The following is a 24,598-nucleotide window of genomic DNA, read 5'->3' on the forward strand; positions in this document are numbered from 1 at the left end:
CCGCGGCGCATGAAACCCGACTCCGTTTCCCCACGGCGGCATCTCGGCCGCCGCTTCCTGATCGAATGGATCGCGATCGGCTGCCTCGGGATCGCGGTCATCCTCGCGTGTGCGCTCGGCCGCCTGTCGTCGAGCGTCGACGGGCTGATCTACGACCGGCTGCTGATGCTGCGCAGCCTGCCGCTGTCGCCCGACGTGGTCGTCGTCGACATCGACAACCAGAGCGTGTCGGCGCTCGGCCGCTGGCCGTGGTCGCGCGACGTGCATGCGCGGCTGCTCGACACGCTGGCGCGCGCGCAGCCGGCCGCCGTCGTCTACGACGTCCTGTTCACCGAACCATCGCCGGAGGATCGCGCGTTCGCGGACGCGATGAGCCACGTGCCGACCTTCCTGCCCGTGCTGCTGAGCCCCGAGCAGGCGGACGGCTCGCGTACCGTCGATCCGCCGGTGGCCGCGCTCGCGGCGCGCGCGACAGGGCTCGGTCACATCAACCTCGAAGTCGATCGCGATGGCATCGTGCGCAGCGTCGCGCTGTTCGAAAGCGACGGCCGCGTGCGCTGGCCGCAACTGATGGTGCCCGTGTACCGCGCGATCCAGGCCGGCCGGCTGCATCCGGTCGGCGGCGAGCCGGGCGCGAATGCGCACGACCTGTCGCGCGACGCGAACGGCGAGGGCCGCTACCTGATCCCGTTCAGCCGCAACACGCCCGCTTATCCGACGGTGTCGTTCGACGACGTGCTCGAGGGGCGCGTGAAGCCCGACGCGCTGCGCGGCAAGATCGTCGTCGTCGGCGTGACCGCTTCGGGGCTGTACGACCGCTTCGCGACCCCCGTATCCGGCGATTTCGGCCCGCTCGCCGGCGTGTATATCCACGCCAACGTGCTCGACATGCTGGCGACCGGCAGCGCAATCTCGCCTGCGTCGCGCGCGGGGCTGTTCGCCGCGTCGCTGCTGCCGCTCGCCGCGCTGCTGGGCGGCTTCCTGATGCTGTCGCCGTGGCGCGCACTGCTGCTGACGATGAGCCTCGCCGCGCTTGCCGTCGTCGCGAGCATGGCGCTGCTGTTCGAGGTGCGCATCTGGCTGTCGCCGGCGCCGGCGATCTTCGGGCTGATCGCCGTCTACCCGATCTGGAACTGGCGGCGCCTCGAAATGACGATGTCGTACCTGCGCCGCGAGCTGCAGCGGCTCGCCGACGAGCCGCACCTGCTGCCCGAGGCGCCGCGCACGCGCAGCGTCGGCGGCGACGTGCTCGAGCGCCAGATGGCGCTGATGGCGCAAGCCGCGCAGCGCGTGCAGGACATGAAGCGCTTCGTGTGGGACAGCCTCGACAGCATGCCCGAACCGATCTTCGTGACCGACCTGGCCGGCACCGTGCTGATCGCGAACCATGCGGCGAAGCGCTACGGGTCGCGGCTCGCGCTGCCGCTGCCGGAAGGGCGGCCGCTGCGCGCCGCGCTCGGCGAACTGACGTTCATGAAGACCGTCGACGGCAATGCCGAACACGACGCGGCGATCCGCGAGCACTGGCCGGCCGTGCTCGACCCGACGCTCGAGGACGAGCACGATGCAATGGCGCGCGGCATCGAGGTGCGCGATCGCGACGGGCTCGACCATCTGTTACGCTACGCCGCTTGCACGAACGCGCAGGGCCGCGTGACGGGCTGGATTGCCGGCCTCGTCGACGTGACCGAACTGCATGCGGCCGAGCGGCATCGCGAGGAAGCGCTGCACCTGCTGTCGCACGACATGCGCTCGCCGCAGTCGTCGATCCTCGCGCTCGTCGAGATCGAGCGTGACCGCGTCGAGACCGACGCGATGCGCGCGCTGCTCGCGCGGATCGAGCGCTACGCGCACCGCGCGCTGTCGCTGGCCGACGAGTTCGTGCAGTTGGCGCGCGCGGAGTCGCAGGCGTACCAGCTCGAGGCGACGAGCCTCGTCGACGTGCTGATCGATGCGAGCGACGAGGTATGGCCGCAGGCGCAGGCGAAGCACATCCGCATCGATACCGAGGTCGGCACCGACATGTGCTGGGTGCGCGCGGATCGCTCGCTGATCACGCGCGCGTTCGTGAACCTGCTGAACAACGCGGTCAAATACAGTCCGTCCGATACCGCGATCGCGTGTACGCTGACGGTCGAGCACGCGTCGAAGCGGATGTTCTGTACGATTCGCGATCAGGGGTACGGCATCGCGCCGGAAGATCAGCGGCATCTGTTCGAGCGTTTCAAGCGATTCCATGCCGGCGAGCGGCCCGAGATCTCGGGTTCCGGGCTCGGCATGGCATTCGTGAAGACGGTCGTCACGCGCCATGGGGGCAGCGTGTCGGTCGACAGCGAAGTGGGTGTCGGCACCGCGGTGACGGTGTCGCTGCCCGCGATCGACGAGCCGTCCGCCTGACAGGGCCGGGCACGACGGCAGGCATCTGGGGAAAGCCATGAGAAAGGAATGGGCAGCGGCCGCGCTTGCGGCGTCGCTGTTGACGGGCTGCGCCGGCGTGACGAGCGGCGTGAGTGCGGTCGGGCAGCCGAATGCGTTTGCATCCGGCGCGCACGGCTACGATTTCGTCCAGACGGCCGCGCAGGCCGACGACGCCGAATACCGGCAGATCGAGACGCTCGTGCGCGACGAGCTCGCGCGCCGCGGTTTCGACGCGCAGCCGCTCAAGGACGCGCGCTACCGGCTGTCGATCGCGTACGCGACGCAGCCGGCGGCGGTCGCGGCCGTGGCCGACCAGTGCGGCGCCGCGAGCAGCGCGTGCGTGACGGTCGACGGGCCGTCGCCGCTCGCGCTGCCGTTCGTGGGCAAGCTGTACCGCCACGTGCTGACGCTGCGTTTCGTCGATGCGAACTCGGGCGCCGACGTCTATCGCGTGACGGCCGCGCTGCGCGATCGCGAACCGGGCACGCAGCAGGCCGCGCCGGCGCTCGTGAAGAGCGCGCTCGCGAAGGTGCCGTTCGACGCGGGCGACGGCTGGCTCGTCAAGACGAAAAAAGACGACGCGGGCGGGATGCCGGGCGTCGTCTCGGTGAAGCCGGCCGAAGCGCGCTGAGCGCCGGCCGGCAAGGTGAGGGCGGGCCCGCCGGGGCGAGCCCTTGCCGCGTTCAGGCGGCCGGATGCGCGCCGCCGCGCGTGCGCAGGTATTCGTCGAATTCCGTGGCGACTTCCGGATGGCGCAGCGCGAATTCGACCGTCGCCTTCAGGTAACCGAGCTTGCTGCCGCAGTCGTAGCGCGTGCCCTGGTACTTGTAGGCCAGCACCTGTTCATCGGCGAGCAGCGCCTGGATCGCGTCGGTGAGCTGCAGCTCGCCGCCCGCACCCGGCTTCAGCGCGCGCAGGTGCTGGAAGATCCGCGGCTTCAGGATGTACCGGCCGACCACGCCGAGGTTCGACGGCGCGACTTCCGGCGCCGGCTTCTCGACGATCGCCGACATCTTGACGATCGACTCTTCCCACTCCTTGCCGTCGACGATCCCGTACGACTTCGTCTCCGACGGCGGGATCTCTTCGACGCCGATCACCGAGCTGTGATAGTGGTCGAACACGTCGACCATCTGCTTCATCACGGGCGGGTTGCCGTCGAGCAGGTCGTCCGCGAGGATCACCGCGAACGGGTTGTCCGCCACGAGCTTCTCCGCGCACAGCACCGCATGGCCGAGGCCGAGCGCTTCCGGCTGGCGCACGTAGAAACAGTCGACATGGCTCGGCTTGATGCTGCGTACGAGCTCGAGCAGCTTTTCCTTGCCGCGCGCCTCGAGTTCCGCCTCGACCTCGTACGACTTGTCGAAGTGATCCTCGATCGCGCGCTTGCTGCGCCCGGTGACGAAGATCATCTCGGTGATGCCCGCGGCGATCGCTTCCTCGACCGCGTACTGGATCAACGGCTTGTCGACGACCGGCAGCATTTCCTTCGGGCTCGCCTTCGTTGCCGGGAGGAACCGCGTGCCGAGGCCGGCGACGGGGAATACCGCCTTGGTGACTTTCAACATGATCGAACCTTTATTCCTGTAATCGACTTGTCAGACGGTCTATGTTCACGTTCGCATTATAGTGAACGCAAACGGCCTTACCGATTGTTACGCAGGCAACCGATCGAGCTGCGCACGCAGTTTCTCGAGCGTGCTCTGGAATTCGGCGACGCGCTTTTGCTCCTGTTCGACCACGGCCGGCGGCGCTTTCGCGACGAAAGCCTCGTTGCCGAGCTTCGCGTTGCACTTCGCGATCTCGCCCGTCAGGCGCGCGATTTCCTTCGACAGGCGCTCGCGTTCGGCCGCGACGTCGATTTCCACCTTCAGCACCAGCTTGTTCGGGCCGACGATCGCGATCGGCGCGCCGTGCGCTTCCTTGTCGAGCGTCGCTTCGTCCGCGAGGATCTGCACTTCCGACAGGCGCGCAAGCGCCTGGACGTACGGCGCGAACGAGCGCAGGCGCTCGGCGTCGCCGGCCGCAAGCAGCGGCACCTTCGTCGCCGGCGACAGGTTCATCTCGCCGCGCAGGTTGCGGCATGCGTCGACGATCGCCTTCAGGTCGGCCGCCCACTGCTCGGACGCCTCGTCGATCTTCTGCAGGTTGGCGACCGGATACGCCTGCGTCATCAGCGACGCTTCGCCCTCGGCCTGGCCCTGCGGATAGCGGCCCGCGAGCGGCGCGACCTTCTGCCAGAGCGCTTCGGTAATGAACGGGATGACCGGGTGCGCGAGGCGCAGCACCGTTTCGAGCACGCGCAGCAGCGTGCGGCGCGTGGCGCGCTGCTGTTCCGGCGTGCCGTTCTGGATCTGCACCTTCGCGAGTTCGAGATACCAGTCGCAGTACTCGTCCCACACGAACTTGTAGATGCTGGTCGCGACGTTGTCGAAGCGGTAATCGGCGAAGCCCTTCGCGATGTCGGCCTCGGTGCGCTGCAGCAGCGACACGATCCAGCGGTCGGCCGCCGAGAAGTCGAGGTAGCCGCCCGGGCCGCAGTCGCCCGCGCCGCAGACTTCCGGCTTGTCGCTGCCGCAGTCGTGGCCTTCGCAGTTCATCAGCACGAAGCGGGTCGCGTTCCACAGCTTGTTGCAGAAGTTGCGATAGCCTTCGCAGCGCGCGAGGTCGAAGTTCACGTTGCGGCCGAGCGTTGCCATCGACGCCATCGTGAAGCGCAGCGCGTCGGTGCCGAACGCGGCGATGCCGTCCGGGAATTCCTTGCGCGTCTTCTTCTCGATCGTCGCGGCCTGCTTCGGGTTCATCAGGCCCGTCGTGCGCTTGGCGACCAGCGTCTCGAGATCGATGCCGTCGACGATGTCGATCGGGTCGAGCGTGTTGCCCTTGCTCTTCGACATCTTCTGGCCTTCCGCGTCGCGCACGAGGCCGTGCACGTAGACGGTGTGGAACGGCACTTTGCCGGTGAAGTGCGTGGTCATCATCACCATCCGGGCGACCCAGAAGAAGATGATGTCGAAGCCCGTGACGAGCACCGACGACGGCAGGAAGTGCTTCAGTTCAGGCGTTTCGTTCGGCCAGCCGAGCGACGAGAACGGCACGAGTGCCGACGAGAACCACGTGTCGAGCACGTCTTCGTCGCGCTTCAGCGCACCGGCGTAACCCTTCGCGGCGGCCTGCGCGCGCGCTTCTTCCTCGTTGCGCGCGACGAACACCTCGCCGTTCTCGCCATACCACGCGGGAATCTGGTGGCCCCACCACAGCTGGCGCGAGATGCACCAGTCCTGGATGTTCTCGAGCCACTGGTAGTAGGTGGTCGTCCAGTTTTCCGGGACGAACTTGATCTGGCCGCTGCGCACGACGTCGAGCGACGTCTCGGTGATCGACTTGCCGGGATTGAACGTGCCTTCCGGCGCCGCCTTCGTCATCGCGACGAACCACTGGTCGGTCAGCATCGGCTCGATCACGACGCCGGTGCGGTCGCCGCGCGGCACCATCAGCTTGTGCGGCTTCACGGAGTCGAGGAAACCCAGCGCGTCGAGATCGGCGACGATCGCCTTGCGCGCATCGAAGCGGTCGAGGCCGCGATACTGCTCGGGGCCGTTGTCGTTGATCTTCGCGTCGAGCGTCAGGATCTCGATCGGTGCGAGGTTGTGGCGCAGGCCGACCTGGTAGTCGTTGAAGTCGTGCGCGGGCGTGACCTTCACGACGCCCGTGCCGAACTCGCGGTCGACGTAGTCGTCGGCGATCACCGGGATCTCGCGGCCCGTCAGCGGCAGCGTGACGAGCTTGCCGATCAGGTTCGCGTAGCGCTCGTCTTCCGGATGCACCATCAGCGCGACGTCGCCGAGCATCGTCTCCGGGCGAGTGGTCGCGACGGTCAGCGAGCCAGAGCCGTCGACGAGCGGGTAGCGGATGTGCCACAGGTGGCCGTTTTCCTCTTCGCTCGCGACTTCGAGATCCGACACGGCGGTCAGCAGCACCGGATCCCAGTTGACGAGGCGCTTGCCGCGGTAGATCAGGCCCTGTTCATAGAGCGTGACGAACACGTCGCGCACGGCGGCCGACATCTTGTCGTCCATCGTGAAGTATTCGCGCGACCAGTCGGTCGACGCGCCGAGACGGCGCACCTGGCCCGTGATCGTCGAACCGGACTGCTGCTTCCATTCCCACACGCGCTCGACGAACTTTTCGCGGCCGAGGTCGTGGCGCGACACGCCCTGCGCGTCGAGCTGGCGTTCGACGACGATCTGGGTGGCGATCCCCGCGTGGTCGGTGCCGGGCACCCACAGCGTGTTCTCGCCGAGCATCCGGTGATAGCGGGCGAGGCCGTCCATGATCGTCTGGTTGAACGCGTGGCCCATGTGCAGCGTGCCGGTCACGTTCGGCGGCGGCAACTGGATCGCGAAATCGGGGCGGGACGGGTCGATTGCCGGGGCGGCATAGCCGCGTTTTTCCCACTCCGGCCCCCATTGGGACTCGATGGTGTGGGGCTCGAAGCTCTTCGCAAGCGTGTTGTCGCTCATGTTGGAAATCTGCCGAAAAATGCGTGAATTGGATGCCGAATCCGACAATTATAAATGGATGCCCATCGGCCAGCCATCGCGTTGCCGGCGCGGGCCCGTCGCAACGCGGCCGCAACGTGCTTGCGACGGGTGTCCGAACGGATCGGGAACGGCATCGCGCGGCCGACTTATAATGTCGGGTCCGCTTTTCTTACGCCCGCCCGCTGCCGCTCCATGCCCGATCTGCTCGCCAATCTGAACCCCGAACAACACGCCGCCGTCACGTTGCCGAACGAACCGGCGCTGATCCTCGCAGGGGCGGGCAGCGGCAAGACCCGCGTGCTGATCACGCGCATCGCGTGGCTGATCCAGCAGGGCTACGCGTCGCCGCCCACCGTGCTCGCCGTCACCTTCACGAACAAGGCTGCGCGCGAGATGATGGCGCGCCTGTCGGCGATGATGCCGATCGACACGCGCGGGATGTGGATCGGCACGTTCCACGGCCTGTGCAACCGGATGCTGCGCACGCACTGGCGCGACGCCGGCCTGCCGCAGACCTTCCAGATCCTCGATACGGCCGACCAGCTGTCCGCGATCAAGCGGCTGATGAAGGCGGCGAACGTCGACGACGAGAAGTACCCGCCGAAGAACGTCCAGTACTTCATCAACAACGCGAAGGAGCAGGGGCTGCGTCCCGACAAGGTCGACGCGACCGACAGCTTCAACCGCAAGTTCGTCGAGCTGTACCAGGCGTACGACCAGCAGTGCCAGCGCGAAGGCGTCGTCGATTTCCCCGAGCTGCTGCTGCGCTGCTACGAGCTGCTCGCGTACAACGCGCCGCTGCGCGCGCATTACCAGGCGCGCTTCAAGCACATCCTCGTCGACGAGTTCCAGGACACCAACAAGCTGCAGTACGCGTGGCTCAAGATGCTCGCGGGCGGCCAGAACGCGATCTTCGCGGTCGGCGACGACGACCAGTCGATCTACGCGTTCCGCGGCGCGAACGTCGGCAACATGCGCGACTTCGAAGACGAATTCCGCGTGCGCAACCTGATCAAGCTCGAGCAGAACTATCGGTCGCACGGCAACATCCTCGACGCGGCGAACCAGCTGATCTCGAACAACGCGCACCGCCTCGGCAAGAACCTGCGCACCGACGCGGGCCACGGCGAGCCGGTGCGCGTGTACGAAGCGAGCACCGATTCGCAGGAAGCCGGCTGGATCGTCGAAGAAATCCGCTCGCTGATCAACACCGGGATGGCGCGCAGCGAAGTGGCCGTCCTGTACCGCAGCAACGCGCAGTCGCGCTCGATCGAGCACACGCTGATGTCGTCGGGCATCCCGTACCGCGTGTACGGCGGCCTGCGCTTCTTCGAGCGGCAGGAAGTGAAGCATGCGCTCGCGTACCTGCGCCTGATCGACAACCCGAACGACGACACGGCGTTCGTGCGGGTCGTGAACTTCCCGACCCGCGGGATCGGTGCGCGCTCGATCGAACAGCTCGCCGATGCGGCGCGCCTCTACGATTGCTCGATGGCGGCCGCGATCCCGTACGTGACGGGCAAGGCCGGCACGAGCCTGGGCGGGTTCGCGAACCTGGTCGCGAAGATGCGCGCCGAGACGCAGCAGATGAATTTGCCGGACACGGTCGAGTACGTCGTGCGCGCGAGCGGCCTCGCCGATTTCTACCAGGGCGAGCGCGAAGGCCAGGACCGCCTCGAGAACTTGCAGGAACTCGTGAACGCGGCCACCGCGTTCGTCGCCGAGGAAGGCTACGGGCTTGATACGCCGGCCCGGTCGATCCCGCTGCGCGCGGGCGCGATCGCGGCGCCCGAGCTTGGCGCCGCGACGGACGATCCGGCGGTCGACGTGCTCGATCCGGCGCCGCTCGCCGATCCCGCGCAGAACCCCGACACGATGACGCCGCTCGCCGGTTTCCTGTCGCATGCGTCGCTGGAGGCCGGCGACAACCAGGCGCAGGCCGGGCAGGACGCCGTGCAGCTGATGACGGTGCACGCGGCGAAGGGTCTCGAATTCTCGGCCGTGTTCATTACGGGCCTCGAGGAAGGGCTGTTCCCGCACGAAAACAGCGTGCTCGAATCGGACGGCCTCGAGGAGGAGCGCCGGCTGATGTACGTCGCGATCACGCGCGCGAAGGAGCGGCTCTACCTGTCGTTCGCGCAGAGCCGGATGCTGCACGGCCAGACGCGCTACAACGTGCGCTCGCGCTTCTTCGACGAGTTGCCGGAGCACGTGCTGAAGTGGCTGACGCCGAAGGTCGAGGCCGGTTCGCGCTGGGGCGGGCGTTCGGACAACGCCGGGTACGGGCGCGACTGGTTCGCGCGGCCGGGCGGCGGCAGCCGCGAGCAGATCGTCGACGCGGCCGTGACCGCGCCGCTGCCCGCGTTCGCGAACAAGCAGCGCGCGGCCGATGCCGGTTTCCGGGTCGGCCAGCAGGTGTTCCATACCAAGTTCGGCGAAGGCACGGTCACCGCGCTCGAAGGCAACGGCACCGATGCGAAGGCGCAGGTGAAGTTCAAGCGGCACGGCGAGAAGTGGCTCGCGCTCGCGGTCGCGAAACTGCAGGCGGTGGAATGATGGGCATCGACATGGTTGCCACGCCTTCGACTCGCCCGCTCGGCATTCTGGCCGCGCTGCCCGAGGAACTCGGCGACCTGATCGCCGCGATGCGCGCCGACGGCGCGATGAAGACCGTCACGCTCGGCCGCCGCGATTACCACGTCGGCACCGTGCACGGCGCGGCCTGCGTGGTCACGCTCGCACGGGTCGGCAAGGTTGCTGCCGCCGCGACGGTCAGCGCGCTGATCCACGTGTTCGGCGTGGCGGGCGTCGTGTTTACCGGCGTCGCGGGCGGCGTGTCGCGCACGGTGCGCGTCGGCGATGTCGTCGTGGCCGATACGCTGCTGCAGCACGATCTCGACGCGTCGCCGCTCTTTCCGCGCTACGAGGTACCGCTGCTCGGCATCACGCGTTTCGCGACCGACGCGGCACTGACGGCCCGTCTCAGGGATGCTTGCACGCAATTCGTCGCGGAAGAGGGCGCGTTGTTCGCCGAGCGCTTCGGGCTCGCCGGCGCGGCGCTGCACGCAGGGCTCATCATCAGCGGCGACCGCTTCGTGTCGAGCGAGCGCGAGGTCGTCGCGCTGCGCGACGCGCTGCCGGACGCGCTCGCGGTCGAAATGGAAGGCGCCGCGATCGCGCAGGTGTGCGCGGAGCACGACGTGCCGTTCGCACTCGTCCGCACGATTTCCGATACGGCCGACGATCACGCGACGCAGTCGTTCTCGCACTTCCTGTCGGCGATCGCGAGCAGCTATTCGTCCGGCATCCTCAAGCGTTTCCTGACGCTGCATGCGACGACGGCGGCCTGAAGCCGCCGTCGTTTTCTCCATTCGAGCCGGTCGACCGGCCGCGGCGCGCACGCCGCGGCCGGCTCGTCACGCCTTCTTGCGCCGGCTGCTTTCGAGGTTCGGCAGGAACACCGTCAGCACGCCGATCAGCGGCAGGAACGAACACACCTTGTAGACGAACGTGATGCTCGTCGCGTCGGCGAGCTGGCCGAGCACGGCCGCGCCGACGCCGCCGAGGCCGAACGCGAAGCCGAAGAACAGGCCAGCGACCATCCCGACCTTGCCGGGCATCAGTTCCGTCGCATAGACGAGGATCGCAGCGAACGCCGACGCCAGCACGATGCCGATGATCACGGTCAGCACGCTCGTCCAGAACAGGTTCGCGTACGGCAGCAGCAGCGTGAACGGCGCGACGCCGAGGATCGACACCCAGATCACGTACTTGCGGCCGATCCGGTCGCCGACCGGCCCGCCGATCAGCGTGCCGGCCGCCACGGCCGCGAGGAACACGAACAGGTGGATCTGCGCGGCCTGCACCGACAGGTGGAACTTGTCGATCAGGTAGAACGTGAAATAGCTGTTGATGCTCGCGAGGTAGAAGTACTTCGAGAACACGAGCAGCACCAGCACGCCCATCGCACCGATCACGCGGCTGCGCGACAGCGTCGGGTGGCCGGCCGCCGCGGCCTTCTTCTTCATCGACGGATGCTTCTTGTACCAGTGGCCGATCTGCGTGAGCACGACCATCGCGACGAGCGCGGCCGCGGAGAACCACGCAATGCTGTGCTGGCCGTGCGGAATGATCACGAGCGCGGCGAGCAGCGGCCCGAGCGCGGAACCCGCGTTGCCGCCGACCTGGAACACCGACTGCGCGAGCCCGTGCTGGCCGCCCGACGCCATCCGCGCGACGCGCGACGATTCAGGATGGAACACCGACGAGCCGCAGCCGACCAGCGCCGCGGCCACCAGCAGCACGGGGAAGCTCGGCGCGACCGACATCAGCAGCAGCCCCGCAAGCGTGAAGCCCATGCCGACCGGCAGCGAATAGGGCTTCGGACGCTTGTCGGTATAGAGGCCGACGAGCGGCTGCAGCAGCGACGCGGTGATCTGGTAGGTGAGCGTGATCAGGCCGATCTGCGCGAACGACAGCGCGAACTGGCTCTTGAGCATCGGATAGATCGCGAGGATCAACGACTGGATCATGTCGTTGAGCATGTGCGAGAAGCTGATCGCGCCGAGCACCGGATAGACGGTGCGCGATGCGGGGGGCGCGGACGGCTGCACGGCGGCTGCGCCGGCGGCTCCGGTGTCGAGGCTGGTTTCCATGTGAGCTGAACGAGTTGAGGTGGCGGGCGCGCTCTGATGGGGATCGGCGCGTTTTGAATCGTTGATGCGTCAAAGAAGTGTAATGTGGCGCATCGGGAATGTCAGGCCAAGTTTTATCGCGAATCGGACATTCGTCCGACCGATCGGCCGTTGCCCGTTTTTTTGACTGGGTATAACGCTGGCGGCGCGTCTGCCTGTCAGCGGGGCCGCGCCGGGCCCGGTGCGTGTTTTACCGGACTCAAGAAACGGCGGTGGCGGCCGTAGAACGACCCAATGACCACAGGTGCGCCGCGCCCGGCACCGGCTACCCGCCGTGCAGGCGCAGGACGCACGGCATGGCCTGCCATCGCGGACCGCCGGGACCGACCTTTCCGGCAGCGTGATCCATACGGGGATATATCGATGAAAGCAGCATCATTGCATCCGCAGCCAGGTGCGGCCGCCGCCGCACCCGACGTTGCCGCCGGTCGCGCCGCACCGCGTCCGCGCGCGGCGCGTCACGAGCGCCGGCCGTGGACCGTCAAGGCGACCTTGCGCGCCGCGTTCGCGATCCTGCTGGCCGGCACGCTGGCGATCGGCGTGTTTTCGCTGTGGCAGATCAGCCGGCTGAACGCGTCGATCTCATCGGTCTACGAGCAGGGCCACGTCGCGAGCCGCGCGGCGCAGGAAGTCCGGGCCGAGGTGCTGCGGGCGAGCCGCGCACAGAAGATGCTGCTGACCGCGACCACCGCGAAGGAGCGCGACGAGCTGGGCGCCGAGGTCGGCGCGGGGCTCGCGTCGATCGGCCAGGCGCTCGGCACGCTGCAGCGTTACGCGGATCCGGCCGACGCCGACGATTCGGCGCGGCTGCGTGCGTTCTCGACGGCCGTCGGCACGTGGAGCGCGCATCTGCGCGATTTCGTCGCGCTCGTGCGCGCGCAGCCGCTCGACCTGTCGCAGATGAACTGGCAGGTCGGCACGCAGGACGTGTCGCTGCTGGTCGAAACCGGCAAGCTCGAAAAGCTCGTCGCCATACTTGTGAAGACGCGCGGCGAGAAGTCGAAGGCGACGCTCGATGCATCTGCAACCATCTTCTCGTCGTCGTTTGCGATGATCGCGGTCATGACGGCCGCGCTGATCGTGCTCGCGATCATGATCGCCGAGCGTGTCGTGCGGCGCCTCGCGTCGCAGCTCGGCGGCGAGCCCGCGCACGCGAAGGCGATTGCCGCCGACATCGCGCGCGGCGACCTGACGCGGCCGATCGCGCTCGGCCGCCACGACCGCGACAGCATGGTGCGCGCGCTGGCCGACATGCAGACGGGGCTCGCGGCGACCGTCGGCGAGATCGCCGTCAGCGCCGAGGCCATCGCGGCCGCGTCCGGGGAGATCTCGACCGGCAATCTCGACCTGTCGCGGCGCACCGAGCAGCAGGCCGTCGCGCTCGAACGCACCGCCGCCAGCATGGAGCAGCTCACGTCGACCGTGCGGCAGAACGCCGAAAACGCGCGGCAGGCGAGCACGCTCGCGGCCAATGCGTCGGCCGTAGCGGAAACGGGCGGGGAAGTCGTCGGGCGCGTGGTCGCGACGATGAGCGAGATCGACGACAGCGCGAAGAACATTCGCGAGATCATCGGCACGATCGAAGGGATCGCGTTCCAGACCAACATTCTCGCGTTGAATGCGGCGGTCGAGGCCGCGCGCGCCGGCGAACAGGGGCGCGGCTTCTCGGTGGTCGCGGGCGAGGTGCGCCTGCTCGCGCAGCGCGCGGCGACCGCGGCGAAGGAGATCCGCGCGCTGATCGGCGCTTCGGTCGAGCGCGTCGCGAACGGCGCGGCGCTCGCGCACGACGCGGGCCGCACGATGGGCGACGTCGTGCGCGCGGTCAAGCGCGTGACCGACATCATCGGCGAGATTTCGGCGGCATCGGACGAGCAGAGCGCCGGGATCGAAGAGATCGGCCGCGCGGTCACGCAGATGGACGCCGGCACGCAGCAGAATGCGGCGCTCGTCGAACAGGCTGCTGCCGCCGCGAACGCACTCGATGAACAGGCCCAGGCGTTGAAGTCGCTGGTCGGGCGTTTTCGCATCGCGGCCTGAGCGCCGCGCGGTCGCGGGCCGGCCGCCCCCGCGACGCGCGCTTCCCGCCGGCCACCCGCCGATCGATTACGAAATCCGCGGTTGCGCGGCGCGCAATCCCCTACAATGCGCGTCCACACAGTAGGGGCCAGAACTCGCCGCGCGCGCATCGACACCGATGCGCCGGCGCACCGAGCGGGTCATTCATAACAATGACAGTATCGATTTACCTGAGCGGATACCTGTGCATGCTCGTCTCCGCCGCGATCGGCATGCGCAAGCGCATGGACGCGTGGCGTTGGCTCGCGGCGGGCATCGCACCGGCCGCCGCGTTCGCCGTGCTGCGCGGCCGGACGGGCACCGACACGGCGATTTACCAGAGCATCGTGGCCGGCATCTGGAGCGGCAACCTGAAAGTCGTGCCGCGCACGCTCGAGCCCGGCTTCGTGTGGCTCGTGCACGCGCTCGAATGGGCCGGCCACGATCCGCGCATCGCGACGGCGATCCTGTCGCTGCTGATCGTCATCACGTGTGTTGTCGCGTTCGGGCGGACCGCCGAGGACGCGTGCGTGTTCGCCACGCTGATCTTTCCGCTGTTCTTCTACGACATGGCGATGAGCGGGCTGCGCTATGGCCTTGCATTTTGCGTGGCCAAGATCGCGTCGGACGAATGGGCGCACCGGCGGCGCGGCGCATCGTTCACGTTGGCGGCCGCGGCGGCCAGCATGCATGTGTCCGCGGCGCTGCTTGTCGTGCTGCTGCAGGTCCGGCGGCTGCGCCTGCTGCGCTATGCGGGGCTGGCAGTCGCTATCGGCGGCGCGCTGTTCGCAATGCATCATGACGCGCTGCTCGCCAAGGTCGGCCTCTATGCAGCGTTCACGCCGCCGGCGCAGATGTCGGGCATTGCGCCGCTCGTGCTCGCGCTGCTGACGCTCGCGGCCGGCGCGGTGCTGCTCGCGCGCATTCCGCGCACGCTCGGCTTTCTGTTCGTCTGCGAGATCGCGAGCTTCGCGCTCGCGCGAGTCAGCTATGCGGGGCTGCGTTTCCAGTGGCTCGTGCTGTTCGCGATGAGCTGCCAGTTCGTACCGCTGCAGCGCGTGCCGGGTATACGGCGCCGCTACGTGATCGCCGCACTCGTCGTGATCGGCGCCATCGGCTTCGCGATGCGGTTGCGCAACATGATCGGCGAATCCGGGCTCGGCCCGTCGCCGTTCCTGCCTTACCGGTTCTTCTGGGAGTGACGCGGCCGGGCGGGGTGCCGCCCGGCCGCTCCACGCTTACGACTTCTTCTGCTTGTCCGGATCGATGATGACCGTGCAGGTCGTGCCCGCCGACAGCACCACGTCGGCCGGCACTTCGTCGATCCGGATGCGCACCGGCACGCGCTGCGCGAGGCGCACCCAGTTGAAGGTCGGGTTCACGTCCGCGACGAGATCGCGGCTTTGCGGGTTGTCGCGATCGTAGATGCCGCGCGAGATGCTTTCGACGTGGCCCTTCATCACGCCGCCGCTCATCAGCCGCATTTCGGCCGGCGCGCCGATCTTCACGCGCGGCAGCTTGGTTTCCTCGAAGTAGCCGTAGACCCAGAACGAATGGCTGTCGACGATCGCGAGCTTCGCCTGGCCGGCCACCGCGTAATTGCCCTTGAACGTCTGCAGGTTCGTGATGTAGCCGTCGACCGGCGCGACGACGCGCGTGCGCTCGAGATTGAGCTTCGCGGCGTCGAGCGCGGCGATCGCCTGCTGGTACTGCGCATCGGCGCTCGACGCGCTGTGCGCCGCGTTCTCGCGGTTTTCCTTCGACACGACCAGCGCATCGAGATCGGCGCGGCGGGCCGCGTCGTCGCGGCGCATCTGCAGTTCCGCACGGCGGGCGGCGACGGCCGCCTGCGCCTGCTCGACCGCGATCTGGTAGTGCGACGGGTCGATCTGCATGATCAGGTCGCCCTTTTTCACGAGCTGGTTGTCATGCACGGGCAGCTCGACGATCGCGCCCGACACGTCCGGCGCGACGTTGACGATCTCGGCGCGCACGCGCCCGTCGCGCGTCCACGGATCGTCCATGTAGTGCACCCACAGCGAGCGCCCGATCAGGATCGCGACGAGAAGGATGACGGCGGTCGCGACGAAGCCGAAGAGTTTTCTGAGAATCATGATGGTTCGGAATCAACGGTAAACGGCAAGACTCAGTCCGCCGCAAATGCAGACGAGAAGGCAGGCCCGGAACAGCGACGGGTGCCAGACGAGACGGTAGAGGCCCGTGTAGGCGAGCAGGCGGTCGACGGCCCAGGTCGCGAGCGCGCCGAGGACGAACATCAGCACCACCGTGGGCATGTAGGCATCGAGAATGGCGATTTCACGCGGCATCATGACGAGGCTCCTGGTTGGGGACGCACGGGGCGGTTGCGGTTGAGCGGCTCGAGCGGCGATTCCGGATCGAGCAGCGCCGTGCGCACGAAATGCAGATGGCTCAGGATGCGCTGCAGCCGGTGGCGCTCGTCGCGCGTCGGTGCGAACACGTCGAGCGCTTGCCGGGTCGCGTCGATTGCCGCATTGGTCGCGGCGAGCGTCGCATCGAAACGGTCGGCGGTCGGTTTCGTGAACAGCGCGGAAAGGGCTGAGCGCATCGTCTCGATCGCACGACGCCACGGCATCGACGGCGCATAGCGCGGGTCGGGCGGCAGCGTCGCCAGCTCGTGGCGCAGGTCGATCGTCGCGTTGCCGGTTTCGAGCACCGCGAACATCCAGCGCAGCGCGTCGCGCTGCACGTCGGGCTGGTCGGCCGACAGCGTATGGGCCTGGTACATCAGGTCGCGCGCGCCGCTCTCGAAGCGCGTGCGCAAGCCGGCGAGCCGCGCATGGCCGGCCGCGACGGCCTGGTGGCGCAGGTCGGCGAACAGCCGCTTCTTGAGCCACGGCGCGGTCGGCGGGAACAGCACCGCGAACGCGATCGCCGACACCAGCATCGACAGCACGAGCGCGAGCGCGTCGTTCATGAAGCTGGTCGGGTCGTAGTGCGTGATGTTGTCCGGGCCGGCGAGGAAGCTGAAGAAAATCAGGTAGCCCATCCCGTAGCCCGCGAGCTTCGGCTTCAGCGTCATGAAGATGCCGATCGCGAGCAGCGGCGCGAGTGCGACGCACAGCAGCGGGAAGCCGTCGATGTACGGATAGATGCCGAACGTCAGCAGGAAACCCGTGCAGACGGCGAGCGCCGTCCCCATGCCCATCTGCGCGGACATCGCGGTCGGGCGCGGCGTCGACGACGCGAGCGCGCAGGTGGCCGCCGCCGTCAGCGTCATCGTCACGCCGCTCGGCCACGCGGTCTCGATCCAGAACCAGCCGAGCAGGAGGATCACGGTCGCGGTGCGGATCGCCGCGATCACCATCGCCGTCATGTTGGTGCGCGGCTCGTAGCGTTCGATCCAGCGTTCGCGTTCGTGCGTCGCGGTCGACAGCGACGCGTAGGTCGCCGCGTACTCGTGCAGGTCGGTGATGAAGCGGTACAGCAGCTCGGCGGCCGTATCGAAGTCGAGCAGCGGAAAGTCCGGCTGCGTTTCGAGCGCCGCGCGCGTCGCGCGGATGCGGCGCGGCAGCGCGTCGCGCCATGCGAGCAGTTGCTCGGCCGCATGCCCCGCGTCGGCCGACGTGCGCACGGGTTCGCCGGCGCGCGTCATCAGCAGCGGCGCGATCTCGCGGAAGTACGGCTCGATCGCGTCGATCGCGGCCTGCGCGCCGGCCGCATGCAGCCGGTTCATCAGCTGGTGCAGCGCATGGAACCGGCTCGACGCGCTCATGAACTCGCTGTTCAGTCGCGCGAGGCGGCCGCTGCGCATCCGCGTGTCCGGATCCTCGAACACGGCCATGCTGCGCGCGGCCTCGAACCCGACCACGTCGGCGACGAAGCGCGTATGGATGGTTTCGATATGCGCGCGGTCGAGCTTGCCCGACAGCGCCGAAGCAACATAGTCGACGAAGCTGCCGAAGCGCTTGCGCACCGTCGTGCGCATCTGCTCGCCCGTGTATTGCGGAAACACGAGCGCGCTGACCACGCCGGCCGACACGATCCCGACCATGATTTCGGCAACGCGCGTCATCGCGCTCATGAATGCGCTGTCCGGATGCAGCGCAGCGGGCAGCCCGATCAGCGCGGTCGTATAGCCGGCCAGCAGGAAGCCGTAGCTGCGGAAGTTGCGATTGCGCGCGGCGCCGGCCGTGCACAGCGCGACCCACAGCGCGACCGCCAGCAGGAACAGCTGCGGCTGCTGCGGGAACAGCCCGACGAACGTGAGCGTCGCGATGAGCCCGAAGATCGTGCCGGCGACGCGGTAGAAGCTTTTCGCGAGCACCGCGCCGCTTTGCGGCTGCATCACGATGAACACCGTGGTCATCGCCGTTTTCGGCGCGGGCAGGTCGAGCCGCATCGACACGCCGGTCGCGATGAATGCGGCGAGCAGCGCCTTGAACAAGTAGAGCCACGCAGCGCCGTCGCTGCGGGCCCAGTCGCCGAACGCGGCGGACCAGGCCGCGAGCGGACCGCCGGCGTGCCTGGAAGCGGGGGAGGAGGCTGACATGGCGGGCGCTCCGCGTTACCGTAAGGCCGGCACGCCGGACGCGCCGACGGCGGCGACCTGCGCTGGGCGGGCGACCGCCGCCACGGGCTTCGCGTCCGACGCGGCGGCGCCCGCGGCGGGTACGTCGTCGGCGGGAACGTCCTTGCCCGTCTCGACGCCGCCGCCGAGCGCGGCCATCAACTGCGCGTGCGCGGCGAGGCGTTCCGCGTCGATGCGGGCCGCCGTCTCCTGCGCGCGCAGCAACTGCTGTTGCGCAATCAGCACGTTCACGTAATCGGTCAGCCCACGGCGGAAGCCTTCGCGCGACAACTGGTAGCTGCGGTCGTTGGCGGCCACCGAGCGCGCGGCGTCCTTTTTCTGCGTATCGAGCGAGCGGATTCGCACGACCTGGTCGGCGATGTCCTTGAGCGCGCCGACGATCGTCTGGTTGTAGTGCTCGACCGCCTGGTCGTAGCCGGCATTCGCGGCGCCGAGCTGCGCGCGCAGCCGGCCGCCTTCGAAGATCGGCAGCGACAGCGCGGGGCCGGCCGTCCAGCCGCCGTTCATCGCGCGCAGGAAGTCGGTAAACGGCGCGGTCACGCCGAAGCCGCCGACCGTCGCGAGCAGGTCGATGTTCGGGTAGAACGAGGCCTTTGCGACATCGATGCCGCGCGCCTGCGCGTCGACCGTCCAGCGCGCCGCGACCACATCGGGGCGGCGGCCGAGCAGGTCGGCCGGCAGCGCCGACGGCAGGCCGGCCGGCGCGTCGAGCGAAAGCTGCGGCCGCTTGATCGCGTCGCCGGCGCCCGGGCCCTTGCCGGCCAGCGCGGCGAGCTGGTGGCGCGCGAGCTGGATCGCTTCTTCATAGCTGTCGATCTGGCGCTCGTAATCGGGCAGCGTCGATTCCGCCTGGCTCACTTCGAGCTGCGTGCCGAGGCCGGCCTGCAGCCGCTTGCGCGCGAGATCGGCGAGCGAGCGCTGGCGTTCGAACGTTGCGTGCGCGAGGTCGAGCAGCGCATAGTTCATCGACATTCCGACATACGCACGCACGACGTTGACTTCGAGCTCGAGCTTCGCCGCGCGCGCGTCGGCGGCGGTCGCATGGGCGGTGTCGAGCGCGCGCTCGGTTGCGTTCTTGTCCTTGCCCCACAGGTCGAGGTGATACGACAGGCCGAGCGTGCCGGTGTTGTTCCAGGTATCGGCGTTCGCGAGCGGGCCCGGGCCGTAGAACACGTTGTCGGGCCAGTGCTCGCGCATCAGCGAAAGATTGCCGTTGATCTGCGGCAGTTCGGCCGAGCGGGCGACGCGCGCCATTGCCTGCGCTTCGCGTACGCGCGCCTCGGCGGCCGCGAGTGTCGGGTTGCCGGCCTGGGCGGCGGCGATCCACGAATCGAGTTGCGGATCGCGGTAGGCGCGCCACCAGTCGGCCGCGGGCCAGCCCGCGTCGCGGTCGGCCGCGCGGATCGCGGCGCCGGCATCGAGCGCATTCGCTTCGATACGGGCCGACTGCGGCTTGTTGTCGCCCATGCTCGCGCATCCGGCCATTATTAATGAGACTGCAAGAACCGCCAGTGCGAGCGTCCCTTTTGTCGCCGGAGACTGCACGATTTTCTCCCTTTCGGATATAGATGAGTCGGATGCGATTATATTTTTCAGTGATTCCTGAATAAATGGACAACGGTGCAAGTCATTTTTACGAATCCTGAGACAATACTTGTTCGCCTCTGTGCAACAATCCGTCCGGATTCAAACGGGTAATGGGATGGATACGTTACAAAACATGCGGGTATTCGTCCGCGTGGTCGACGCGGGAAGCTTTACCGCGGCCGCCCAGCAGATGAATTCGACCACCGCCTATGCGTCGCGCGCGGTCTCGGATCTCGAGGCGCACCTGCGCACGCGCCTGCTGAACCGCACCACGCGGCGGATCGCGCTGACCGAAGCCGGCGAGCGCTACCTGCAGCGCTGCGAGCAGATCCTCGCGTATGTCGAGCAGGCCGAAGCCGAGGCCGGCGACGCGCACGCGCGCCCGTCGGGCAAGCTGAAGGTCCATTGCTTCACGAGCCTCGGCCAGCACTACCTGGTGCCGGCCATCGCGCGCTATCGCGAGCGCTATCCGGACGTGCACGTCGAGCTGACGCTCGCGCAGCGGATGCCCGACCTGCTCGACGAGGGGTACGACGTCGCGATCGTCGTCGGCCGCGACCTGCCCGATTCGGGGCTCGTATCGCAGCGGCTCGGCGAGAGCTACAGCGTCGTGTGCGCATCGCCCGGCTACGTCGAGGCGCATGGCGTGCCGCGGCGGCCGGCGGATCTCGCGCAGCACGTGTGCCTCGGGATGGTCACGCCGGGCTTTCACTACGACGACTGGACGCTGTCGGGGCCGAATGGCGACGAGGTCGTTCCGATCGCGGCGCCGCCGTTTCGCGTGAACGTTGCGGAAGCGCTCGCGGTGGCCGTGCGGGAGGGGATGGGGATCGGCGGGCTGCCGCTCTATTCGGCGATCGGCGGGCTGCGCAGCGGGTACTTCGTGCGCGTGATGCCCGAGTACCGGTCGCACGTGATGAACATCTACGCGCTGTATCCGTCGCGCCAGTACCTCGACGCGAAAATCCGCACCTGGGTCGATTTCCTGCGCGACGAACTGCCGGCCACGCTCGAAGCCGACGAAGCCGCGCTCGCGCAGTACACGCGTGCGACATGACAGCGCGGTTGACCGCAATCTGACGAGATTTGTCCTTCACGCAACATTTTTTTACGAACGCGTGTCGGACAGTTTGATACTGTTAGAGTAATCGAGATACGTCACACCGGAGTAGCAATGGATACGCACCTGATGATCGGCCTTGGCGTCCTGCTTGGCGCGGCCGCTGCCGCCGCGGCGACCCGCGACCTGCTGCGTGCGATGAAGGCGAAGGCGCAGATGAAGCCGGTGCCGGTGCGCGTGCGCGCGGCCCAGCATGGCGCGCGCCGCAACGACCGCTGATCGGGTCATATCAGCCCGGGTCGGAGAAGGCCGCGCAATGCGGCCGGGCGGGCCGGCGTTCAGCCGAGCTCGACGACCTTGTTCCACGCGAACGCGGTATTTTCCAGTTCGCCGGTGCGCCGGTGGATATAGCCGCGCGGATTGCACACCACGCGTGTGCCGCCGTCCGCCACGTAGTCGAATGACGTATGCGTGTGGCCGTGGATCCACAGATCCACCGGCGGCCGCACGAGTTCCGCCATATCCGTGACGAACCCCGCCGACGCGAGGTCTTCCGCATAGCGTTCCGCCAGCGAGCGCCGATGCGGCGCGTGGTGGGTGACGACGATCGTCCGCCCCGCGAACGGCACCGCGAGCTGCGCTTCCAGCCACGCACGGCTTTGCCGATGCAGCGCGATCGCATCGGCCGGCGAGAAATCCCGTTCCGCCGTGCCCGGTGCCGCATGCAGCGCCGCGTCGTGCGGCCAGGTCACCTGGATCAACCCCTTGAAATCGAGCATCACGTGCAGCGCGGCTTCGATTGAGGTGGCGATGCTGGCTTCGTCGCTGCCGAACAGCGAGAAATCGGTCCAGAGCGTCGTGCCGAGTACGCGGAAACGCTGCTCGGGATCGACGTAGACGCCGTTGTTCAGGTAATGCACGTTGTCGAGCGCATGCGCCGCGTCGCGCATCGCCGTCTCCAGCGCGCCGAATTCCCCGTCGTAGTACTCGTGGTTGCCCGGCACGTAGATCACCGGTACAGCCGGGTCGAACGTCTCGGCGGCCCAGCGCAGGCCTTCCGCGTGATTGTGGATGTCGCCGGCCAGCACGACGAGATTCGCGTCGGCATGCGCGATCACGTCGGGCTGGTTGCTTTCGAGATGCAGGTCGGACAGGACGCGGACTTTCACGGGCTTCGCTCCGGAGTGGGCGGCTTCAGCGCAGGACCTTGCCGGGATTCATCAGGCCGCGCGGGTCGAGCGCGGTCTTCAGCGTGCGCATCAGCGTCGTTTCGACCGGCGACTTGTAGCGCTGCGCATCGTCGATCTTCAACTGGCCGATCCCGTGTTCCGCGCTGATCGTGCCGTGGTGGCGATGCACGTTGTCGTAGACGATCCGGTTGATCGGCGCCTGAAATGCGGCGAGGAACGCCTTCGAATCGCCGCCTTCGGGCATCTGCACGTTGTAGTGGAGGTTGCCGTCGCCGAGGTGGCCGAACGTGACCATCCGCGCACCCGGCGCGGCCTGCTGGATCGCCGCGTCGGTCTCGTCGATGAAGCGCGCGACCGACGAGATCGGCACCGCGATGTCGTGCTTGATGTTGAGCCCCTCGTCGGCCTGGGCGAGCGGGATGTGTTCGCGCAGGTCCCAGAACGCGCGCGACTGCGCGAGATTCTCCGCGACCACCGCGTCGACCACGAGCCCGGCTTCGAACGCTTCTTCCATCAGTTTCTCGAACAGCGCGCGCGCATGCGTTTCGCTTTCGTTGTCGGACAGTTCGAGCAGCACCGTCTGCGAATGCGTCTGCGCGAACGGGTAGCGCAGTTGCGGGTAGTGCTTGCCGACGAGTTGCATGCAGAAATCCGACATCAGCTCGAAGCCGGTCAGCAACGGCCCGGCCGCGCGCTGCGCGAGCGCGAGGAAGTCGAGCGCCGCGTGCGGCGATTCGAGCGCGGCCAGTGCCGTGACCTGTGCAGCCGGCAGCGGATGCAGCTTCATCACTGCAGCGGTGATGATCCCGAGCGTGCCTTCCGCGCCGATGAACAGGTCGCGCAGGTCGTAGCCCGTGTTGTCCTTGCGCAGCCCGCGCAGGCCCTCCCAGATCTCGCCCTGCGGCGTTACGACCTCGAGCCCCAGGCACAGCTCGCGCGCGTTGCCGTAGCGCAGCACCGCGGTACCGCCCGCATTGGTCGACAAGTTGCCGCCGATCGTGCAACTGCCTTCCGCCGCGAGGCTCAGCGCGAACAGCCGGCCGCTTTCGCGGGCGCGCGCCTGCACATCGGCGAGGATCACGCCGGCTTCGACGGTAATCGTGTTGTTGTGCGGATCGAGCGCACGCACGCGGTTCAGCCGCGCGACGCTCAGCACGGCCTGGCTGCCGCTCGCGTCGGGCGTCGCGCCGCCGGCGAGGCCCGTGTTGCCGCCTTGCGGTACGAGCGCGATGCCGTGCGCGTTGGCCAGCTTGACGAGTGCGGCGACTTCGGCCGTGTTCGCGGGTTTCAGCACCGCGCACGCGGCACCCTTGTAACGGCGGCGCCAGTCGGTCAGGAACGGTTCGGTATCGTGCGGGTCGGTCAGCACGTGGTCGGCGCCGATCGCGTCACGGCACGCGGAAACGAAAGCTTCGGAGGACATCATCACCTTGTCGCGTAAGGGTCAGGACGCGGCGCGCGACCTTTTTGCCGCGCGCTTGAACGGCGCGACGTACGCCAGCGCCGCCACGAAAAAACCGACGGCGAGCGCGGTCTCGCACCAGCCGAGCGTTGCGGACAACCCGCGATCGGACATACCGCGCACGATGCCTTCGGCGCAATAGACGAGAATCAGCATGCTCGCCCACTGCATCGTATAGATGTTACGCCGCCAGACGCCGGGCAGTGCGAGCGCGAGCGGCACAGCCTTGAGCATCAGTGCGGAGCCGCCCGGGCGCAGCGGCGCGAGCCACAGCTCCCACGCAAGCGACAGCGCGATCAGCGCGACGAGGCACGCGGCGGCGGCCAGCGCGTAGCGCGGCCGGGCGGCAACGGCGGGGCGGGCGGGCGCGTTCATGCGGCGTCGGCGGCCTGGGCGTCGGAGAGGGCGGCCGCCGCGCGTGCGAGCCGCACGCCGAGCGCGGCCGCGAGCGCCTTTTCGTCCGCCGACAGCCCGCCGGGCGCAGCACGATCGTGCTGCGAGACGTGCGACGCGCCGTACGGCGTGCCGCCGGTGCGCGTCGTGCTGAGTGCGGATTCGGTGTACGGGATCCCGACGATCATCATCCCGTGATGAAGCAGCGGCAGCATCATCGACAGCAGCGTCGATTCCTGGCCGCCGTGCAGGCTGCCCGTCGACGTGAACACGCTCGCCGGCTTGCCGGTCAGCGCGCCCGACAGCCATTGCGGCGTCGTGCCGTCGAGGAAATACTTGAGCGAGGCGGCCATGTTGCCGAAACGGGTCGGCGAGCCGAGCGCGAGGCCCGCGCATTCCTCGAGGTCGCGCAGTTCCGCATAGGGCGGGCCGTCGGCGGGGATGTCGGGGGCGCTGGCTTCGCAGACGGTCGACACGGACGGCACGGTGCGGATGCGTGCCTGCATGCCCGGCACGCTGTCGATGCCGTTGGCGATGGCGAGCGCGAGATCGCGCGTGGCGCCGTGACGGCTGTAATAGAGGACGAGGATGTCTTTCATGGGCTACGGAGCCGCGTGCGGCCGCG

At 68.2% G+C, this 24,598-nt stretch carries 19 protein-coding genes; 8 read left to right on the forward strand and 11 right to left on the reverse strand.

Translation table 11 applies throughout. From position 1 onward, the window contains the following. Positions 1-9: 9 nt before the first annotated feature. A complete protein-coding gene (locus R9B84_RS07325; RefSeq protein WP_423759783.1) occupies positions 10-2,397 on the forward strand; it encodes a CHASE2 domain-containing protein in 2,388 nt (795 codons plus the stop codon). A gap of 37 nt (positions 2,398-2,434) precedes the next feature. Further along, a complete protein-coding gene (locus R9B84_RS07330) occupies positions 2,435-3,049 on the forward strand; it encodes a DUF4136 domain-containing protein (protein ID WP_423759784.1) in 615 nt (204 codons plus the stop codon). 52 nt (positions 3,050-3,101) lie between these two features. Here R9B84_RS07330 and galU read toward each other — a convergent pair whose 3' ends face one another. Together galU and R9B84_RS07340 are read right to left on the reverse strand one after the other, a co-directional pair. Further along, entirely contained in the window at positions 3,102-3,986 is an 885-nt protein-coding gene (gene galU / locus R9B84_RS07335) for a UTP--glucose-1-phosphate uridylyltransferase GalU (protein ID WP_423759785.1), read from the reverse strand. Positions 3,987-4,073: 87 nt separating this feature from the next. Then, entirely contained in the window at positions 4,074-6,941 is a 2,868-nt protein-coding gene (locus R9B84_RS07340; RefSeq protein WP_423759786.1) for a valine--tRNA ligase, read from the reverse strand. A 213-nt stretch (positions 6,942-7,154) separates the two neighbouring features. Between R9B84_RS07340 and R9B84_RS07345 the strand changes: the two genes are divergently transcribed. Together R9B84_RS07345 and R9B84_RS07350 are read left to right on the forward strand one after the other, a co-directional pair. After that, on the forward strand, positions 7,155-9,518 hold the full coding sequence (locus tag R9B84_RS07345) for a UvrD-helicase domain-containing protein (protein ID WP_423759787.1): 2,364 nt from the start codon (positions 7,155-7,157) through the stop codon (positions 9,516-9,518). After that, positions 9,515-10,312: a 5'-methylthioadenosine/adenosylhomocysteine nucleosidase gene (locus tag R9B84_RS07350; protein WP_423759788.1), complete on the forward strand. Its 798-nt coding sequence runs from the start codon at positions 9,515-9,517 to the stop codon at positions 10,310-10,312. Before R9B84_RS07345 ends, R9B84_RS07350 begins: the two co-directional genes overlap by 4 nt. A gap of 66 nt (positions 10,313-10,378) precedes the next feature. Here the strand turns inward: R9B84_RS07350 and R9B84_RS07355 are convergent, their stop codons facing one another. After that, positions 10,379-11,617 carry an MFS transporter gene (locus tag R9B84_RS07355; protein ID WP_423759789.1) on the reverse strand — a complete coding sequence of 413 codons (1,239 nt, stop codon included), beginning with the start codon at positions 11,615-11,617 and terminating at the stop codon, positions 10,379-10,381. 402 nt (positions 11,618-12,019) lie between these two features. Between R9B84_RS07355 and R9B84_RS07360 the strand changes: the two genes are divergently transcribed. Further along, positions 12,020-13,693, forward strand: coding sequence for a methyl-accepting chemotaxis protein (locus tag R9B84_RS07360; RefSeq protein ID WP_423759790.1), 1,674 nt, complete (start codon positions 12,020-12,022; stop codon positions 13,691-13,693). 227 nt (positions 13,694-13,920) lie between these two features. After that, the gene (locus tag R9B84_RS07365; protein ID WP_423759791.1) at positions 13,921-14,913 is read left to right on the forward strand and encodes an EpsG family protein; all 993 of its coding nucleotides are present in this window, start codon (positions 13,921-13,923) and stop codon (positions 14,911-14,913) included. A gap of 36 nt (positions 14,914-14,949) precedes the next feature. Here the strand turns inward: R9B84_RS07365 and R9B84_RS07370 are convergent, their stop codons facing one another. Genes R9B84_RS07370 through R9B84_RS07385 form a run of 4 tightly spaced genes read right to left on the reverse strand, consistent with a single transcriptional unit; the run spans position 14,950 to position 19,826 of the window. Continuing rightward, positions 14,950-15,825, reverse strand: coding sequence for an HlyD family secretion protein (locus R9B84_RS07370; RefSeq protein WP_014897260.1), 876 nt, complete (start codon positions 15,823-15,825; stop codon positions 14,950-14,952). Between the two features lie 12 nt (positions 15,826-15,837). Continuing rightward, positions 15,838-16,041, reverse strand: coding sequence for a DUF1656 domain-containing protein (locus R9B84_RS07375; RefSeq protein ID WP_011351756.1), 204 nt, complete (start codon positions 16,039-16,041; stop codon positions 15,838-15,840). Continuing rightward, positions 16,038-18,242 (reverse strand): FUSC family protein, encoded by a 2,205-nt coding sequence (locus tag R9B84_RS07380; protein WP_423759792.1) that lies wholly within the window; start codon positions 18,240-18,242, stop codon positions 16,038-16,040. Before R9B84_RS07380 ends, R9B84_RS07375 begins: the two co-directional genes overlap by 4 nt. 15 nt (positions 18,243-18,257) lie before the next feature. Next, positions 18,258-19,826, reverse strand: a complete 1,569-nt coding sequence (locus R9B84_RS07385; RefSeq protein ID WP_423759793.1) for an efflux transporter outer membrane subunit — start codon at positions 19,824-19,826, stop codon at positions 18,258-18,260. Positions 19,827-19,983: 157 nt separating this feature from the next. On the opposite strand from R9B84_RS07385, the gene R9B84_RS07390 reads away from it, so the two are divergent. Together R9B84_RS07390 and R9B84_RS07395 are read left to right on the forward strand one after the other, a co-directional pair. Beyond that, complete coding sequence (locus R9B84_RS07390; RefSeq protein WP_423759794.1) at positions 19,984-20,925, forward strand: LysR family transcriptional regulator; 942 nt, start codon at positions 19,984-19,986, stop codon at positions 20,923-20,925. Between the two features lie 117 nt (positions 20,926-21,042). Continuing rightward, complete coding sequence (locus R9B84_RS07395) at positions 21,043-21,207, forward strand: hypothetical protein (protein ID WP_423759795.1); 165 nt, start codon at positions 21,043-21,045, stop codon at positions 21,205-21,207. A 59-nt stretch (positions 21,208-21,266) separates the two neighbouring features. Here the strand turns inward: R9B84_RS07395 and R9B84_RS07400 are convergent, their stop codons facing one another. Genes R9B84_RS07400 through wrbA form a run of 4 tightly spaced genes read right to left on the reverse strand, consistent with a single transcriptional unit; the run spans position 21,267 to position 24,572 of the window. Then, positions 21,267-22,097 carry a metallophosphoesterase gene (locus R9B84_RS07400; protein ID WP_423759796.1) on the reverse strand — a complete coding sequence of 277 codons (831 nt, stop codon included), beginning with the start codon at positions 22,095-22,097 and terminating at the stop codon, positions 21,267-21,269. A 25-nt stretch (positions 22,098-22,122) separates the two neighbouring features. Then, positions 22,123-23,544, reverse strand: coding sequence for an FAD-binding oxidoreductase (locus tag R9B84_RS07405; protein ID WP_423759797.1), 1,422 nt, complete (start codon positions 23,542-23,544; stop codon positions 22,123-22,125). Between the two features lie 18 nt (positions 23,545-23,562). Then, positions 23,563-23,955 carry a DUF2069 domain-containing protein gene (locus R9B84_RS07410; protein WP_423759798.1) on the reverse strand — a complete coding sequence of 131 codons (393 nt, stop codon included), beginning with the start codon at positions 23,953-23,955 and terminating at the stop codon, positions 23,563-23,565. After that, complete coding sequence (wrbA, locus tag R9B84_RS07415; RefSeq protein WP_423759799.1) at positions 23,952-24,572, reverse strand: NAD(P)H:quinone oxidoreductase; 621 nt, start codon at positions 24,570-24,572, stop codon at positions 23,952-23,954. Before wrbA ends, R9B84_RS07410 begins: the two co-directional genes overlap by 4 nt. Positions 24,573-24,598 lie beyond the last annotated feature (26 nt).

The sequence above is a fragment of the Burkholderia sp. NLJ2 genome, from assembly GCF_049487195.1.
Classification (GTDB): Bacteria; Pseudomonadota; Gammaproteobacteria; order Burkholderiales; family Burkholderiaceae; genus Burkholderia; species Burkholderia pyrrocinia.

Coding starts and splice junctions, on each gene's coding strand:
- R9B84_RS07325 (WP_423759783.1), top strand. CDS start 10: ATGAAACCCGACTCCGTTTCCCCACGGCGGCATCTCGGCCGCCGCTTC.
- R9B84_RS07330 (WP_423759784.1), top strand. CDS start 2,435: ATGAGAAAGGAATGGGCAGCGGCCGCGCTTGCGGCGTCGCTGTTGACG.
- galU (WP_423759785.1), bottom strand. CDS start 3,986: ATGTTGAAAGTCACCAAGGCGGTATTCCCCGTCGCCGGCCTCGGCACG.
- R9B84_RS07340 (WP_423759786.1), bottom strand. CDS start 6,941: ATGAGCGACAACACGCTTGCGAAGAGCTTCGAGCCCCACACCATCGAG.
- R9B84_RS07345 (WP_423759787.1), top strand. CDS start 7,155: ATGCCCGATCTGCTCGCCAATCTGAACCCCGAACAACACGCCGCCGTC.
- R9B84_RS07350 (WP_423759788.1), top strand. CDS start 9,515: ATGATGGGCATCGACATGGTTGCCACGCCTTCGACTCGCCCGCTCGGC.
- R9B84_RS07355 (WP_423759789.1), bottom strand. CDS start 11,617: ATGGAAACCAGCCTCGACACCGGAGCCGCCGGCGCAGCCGCCGTGCAG.
- R9B84_RS07360 (WP_423759790.1), top strand. CDS start 12,020: ATGAAAGCAGCATCATTGCATCCGCAGCCAGGTGCGGCCGCCGCCGCA.
- R9B84_RS07365 (WP_423759791.1), top strand. CDS start 13,921: ATGCTCGTCTCCGCCGCGATCGGCATGCGCAAGCGCATGGACGCGTGG.
- R9B84_RS07370 (WP_014897260.1), bottom strand. CDS start 15,825: ATGATTCTCAGAAAACTCTTCGGCTTCGTCGCGACCGCCGTCATCCTT.
- R9B84_RS07375 (WP_011351756.1), bottom strand. CDS start 16,041: ATGATGCCGCGTGAAATCGCCATTCTCGATGCCTACATGCCCACGGTG.
- R9B84_RS07380 (WP_423759792.1), bottom strand. CDS start 18,242: ATGTCAGCCTCCTCCCCCGCTTCCAGGCACGCCGGCGGTCCGCTCGCG.
- R9B84_RS07390 (WP_423759794.1), top strand. CDS start 19,984: ATGGATACGTTACAAAACATGCGGGTATTCGTCCGCGTGGTCGACGCG.
- R9B84_RS07395 (WP_423759795.1), top strand. CDS start 21,043: ATGGATACGCACCTGATGATCGGCCTTGGCGTCCTGCTTGGCGCGGCC.
- R9B84_RS07405 (WP_423759797.1), bottom strand. CDS start 23,544: ATGATGTCCTCCGAAGCTTTCGTTTCCGCGTGCCGTGACGCGATCGGC.
- R9B84_RS07410 (WP_423759798.1), bottom strand. CDS start 23,955: ATGAACGCGCCCGCCCGCCCCGCCGTTGCCGCCCGGCCGCGCTACGCG.
- wrbA (WP_423759799.1), bottom strand. CDS start 24,572: ATGAAAGACATCCTCGTCCTCTATTACAGCCGTCACGGCGCCACGCGC.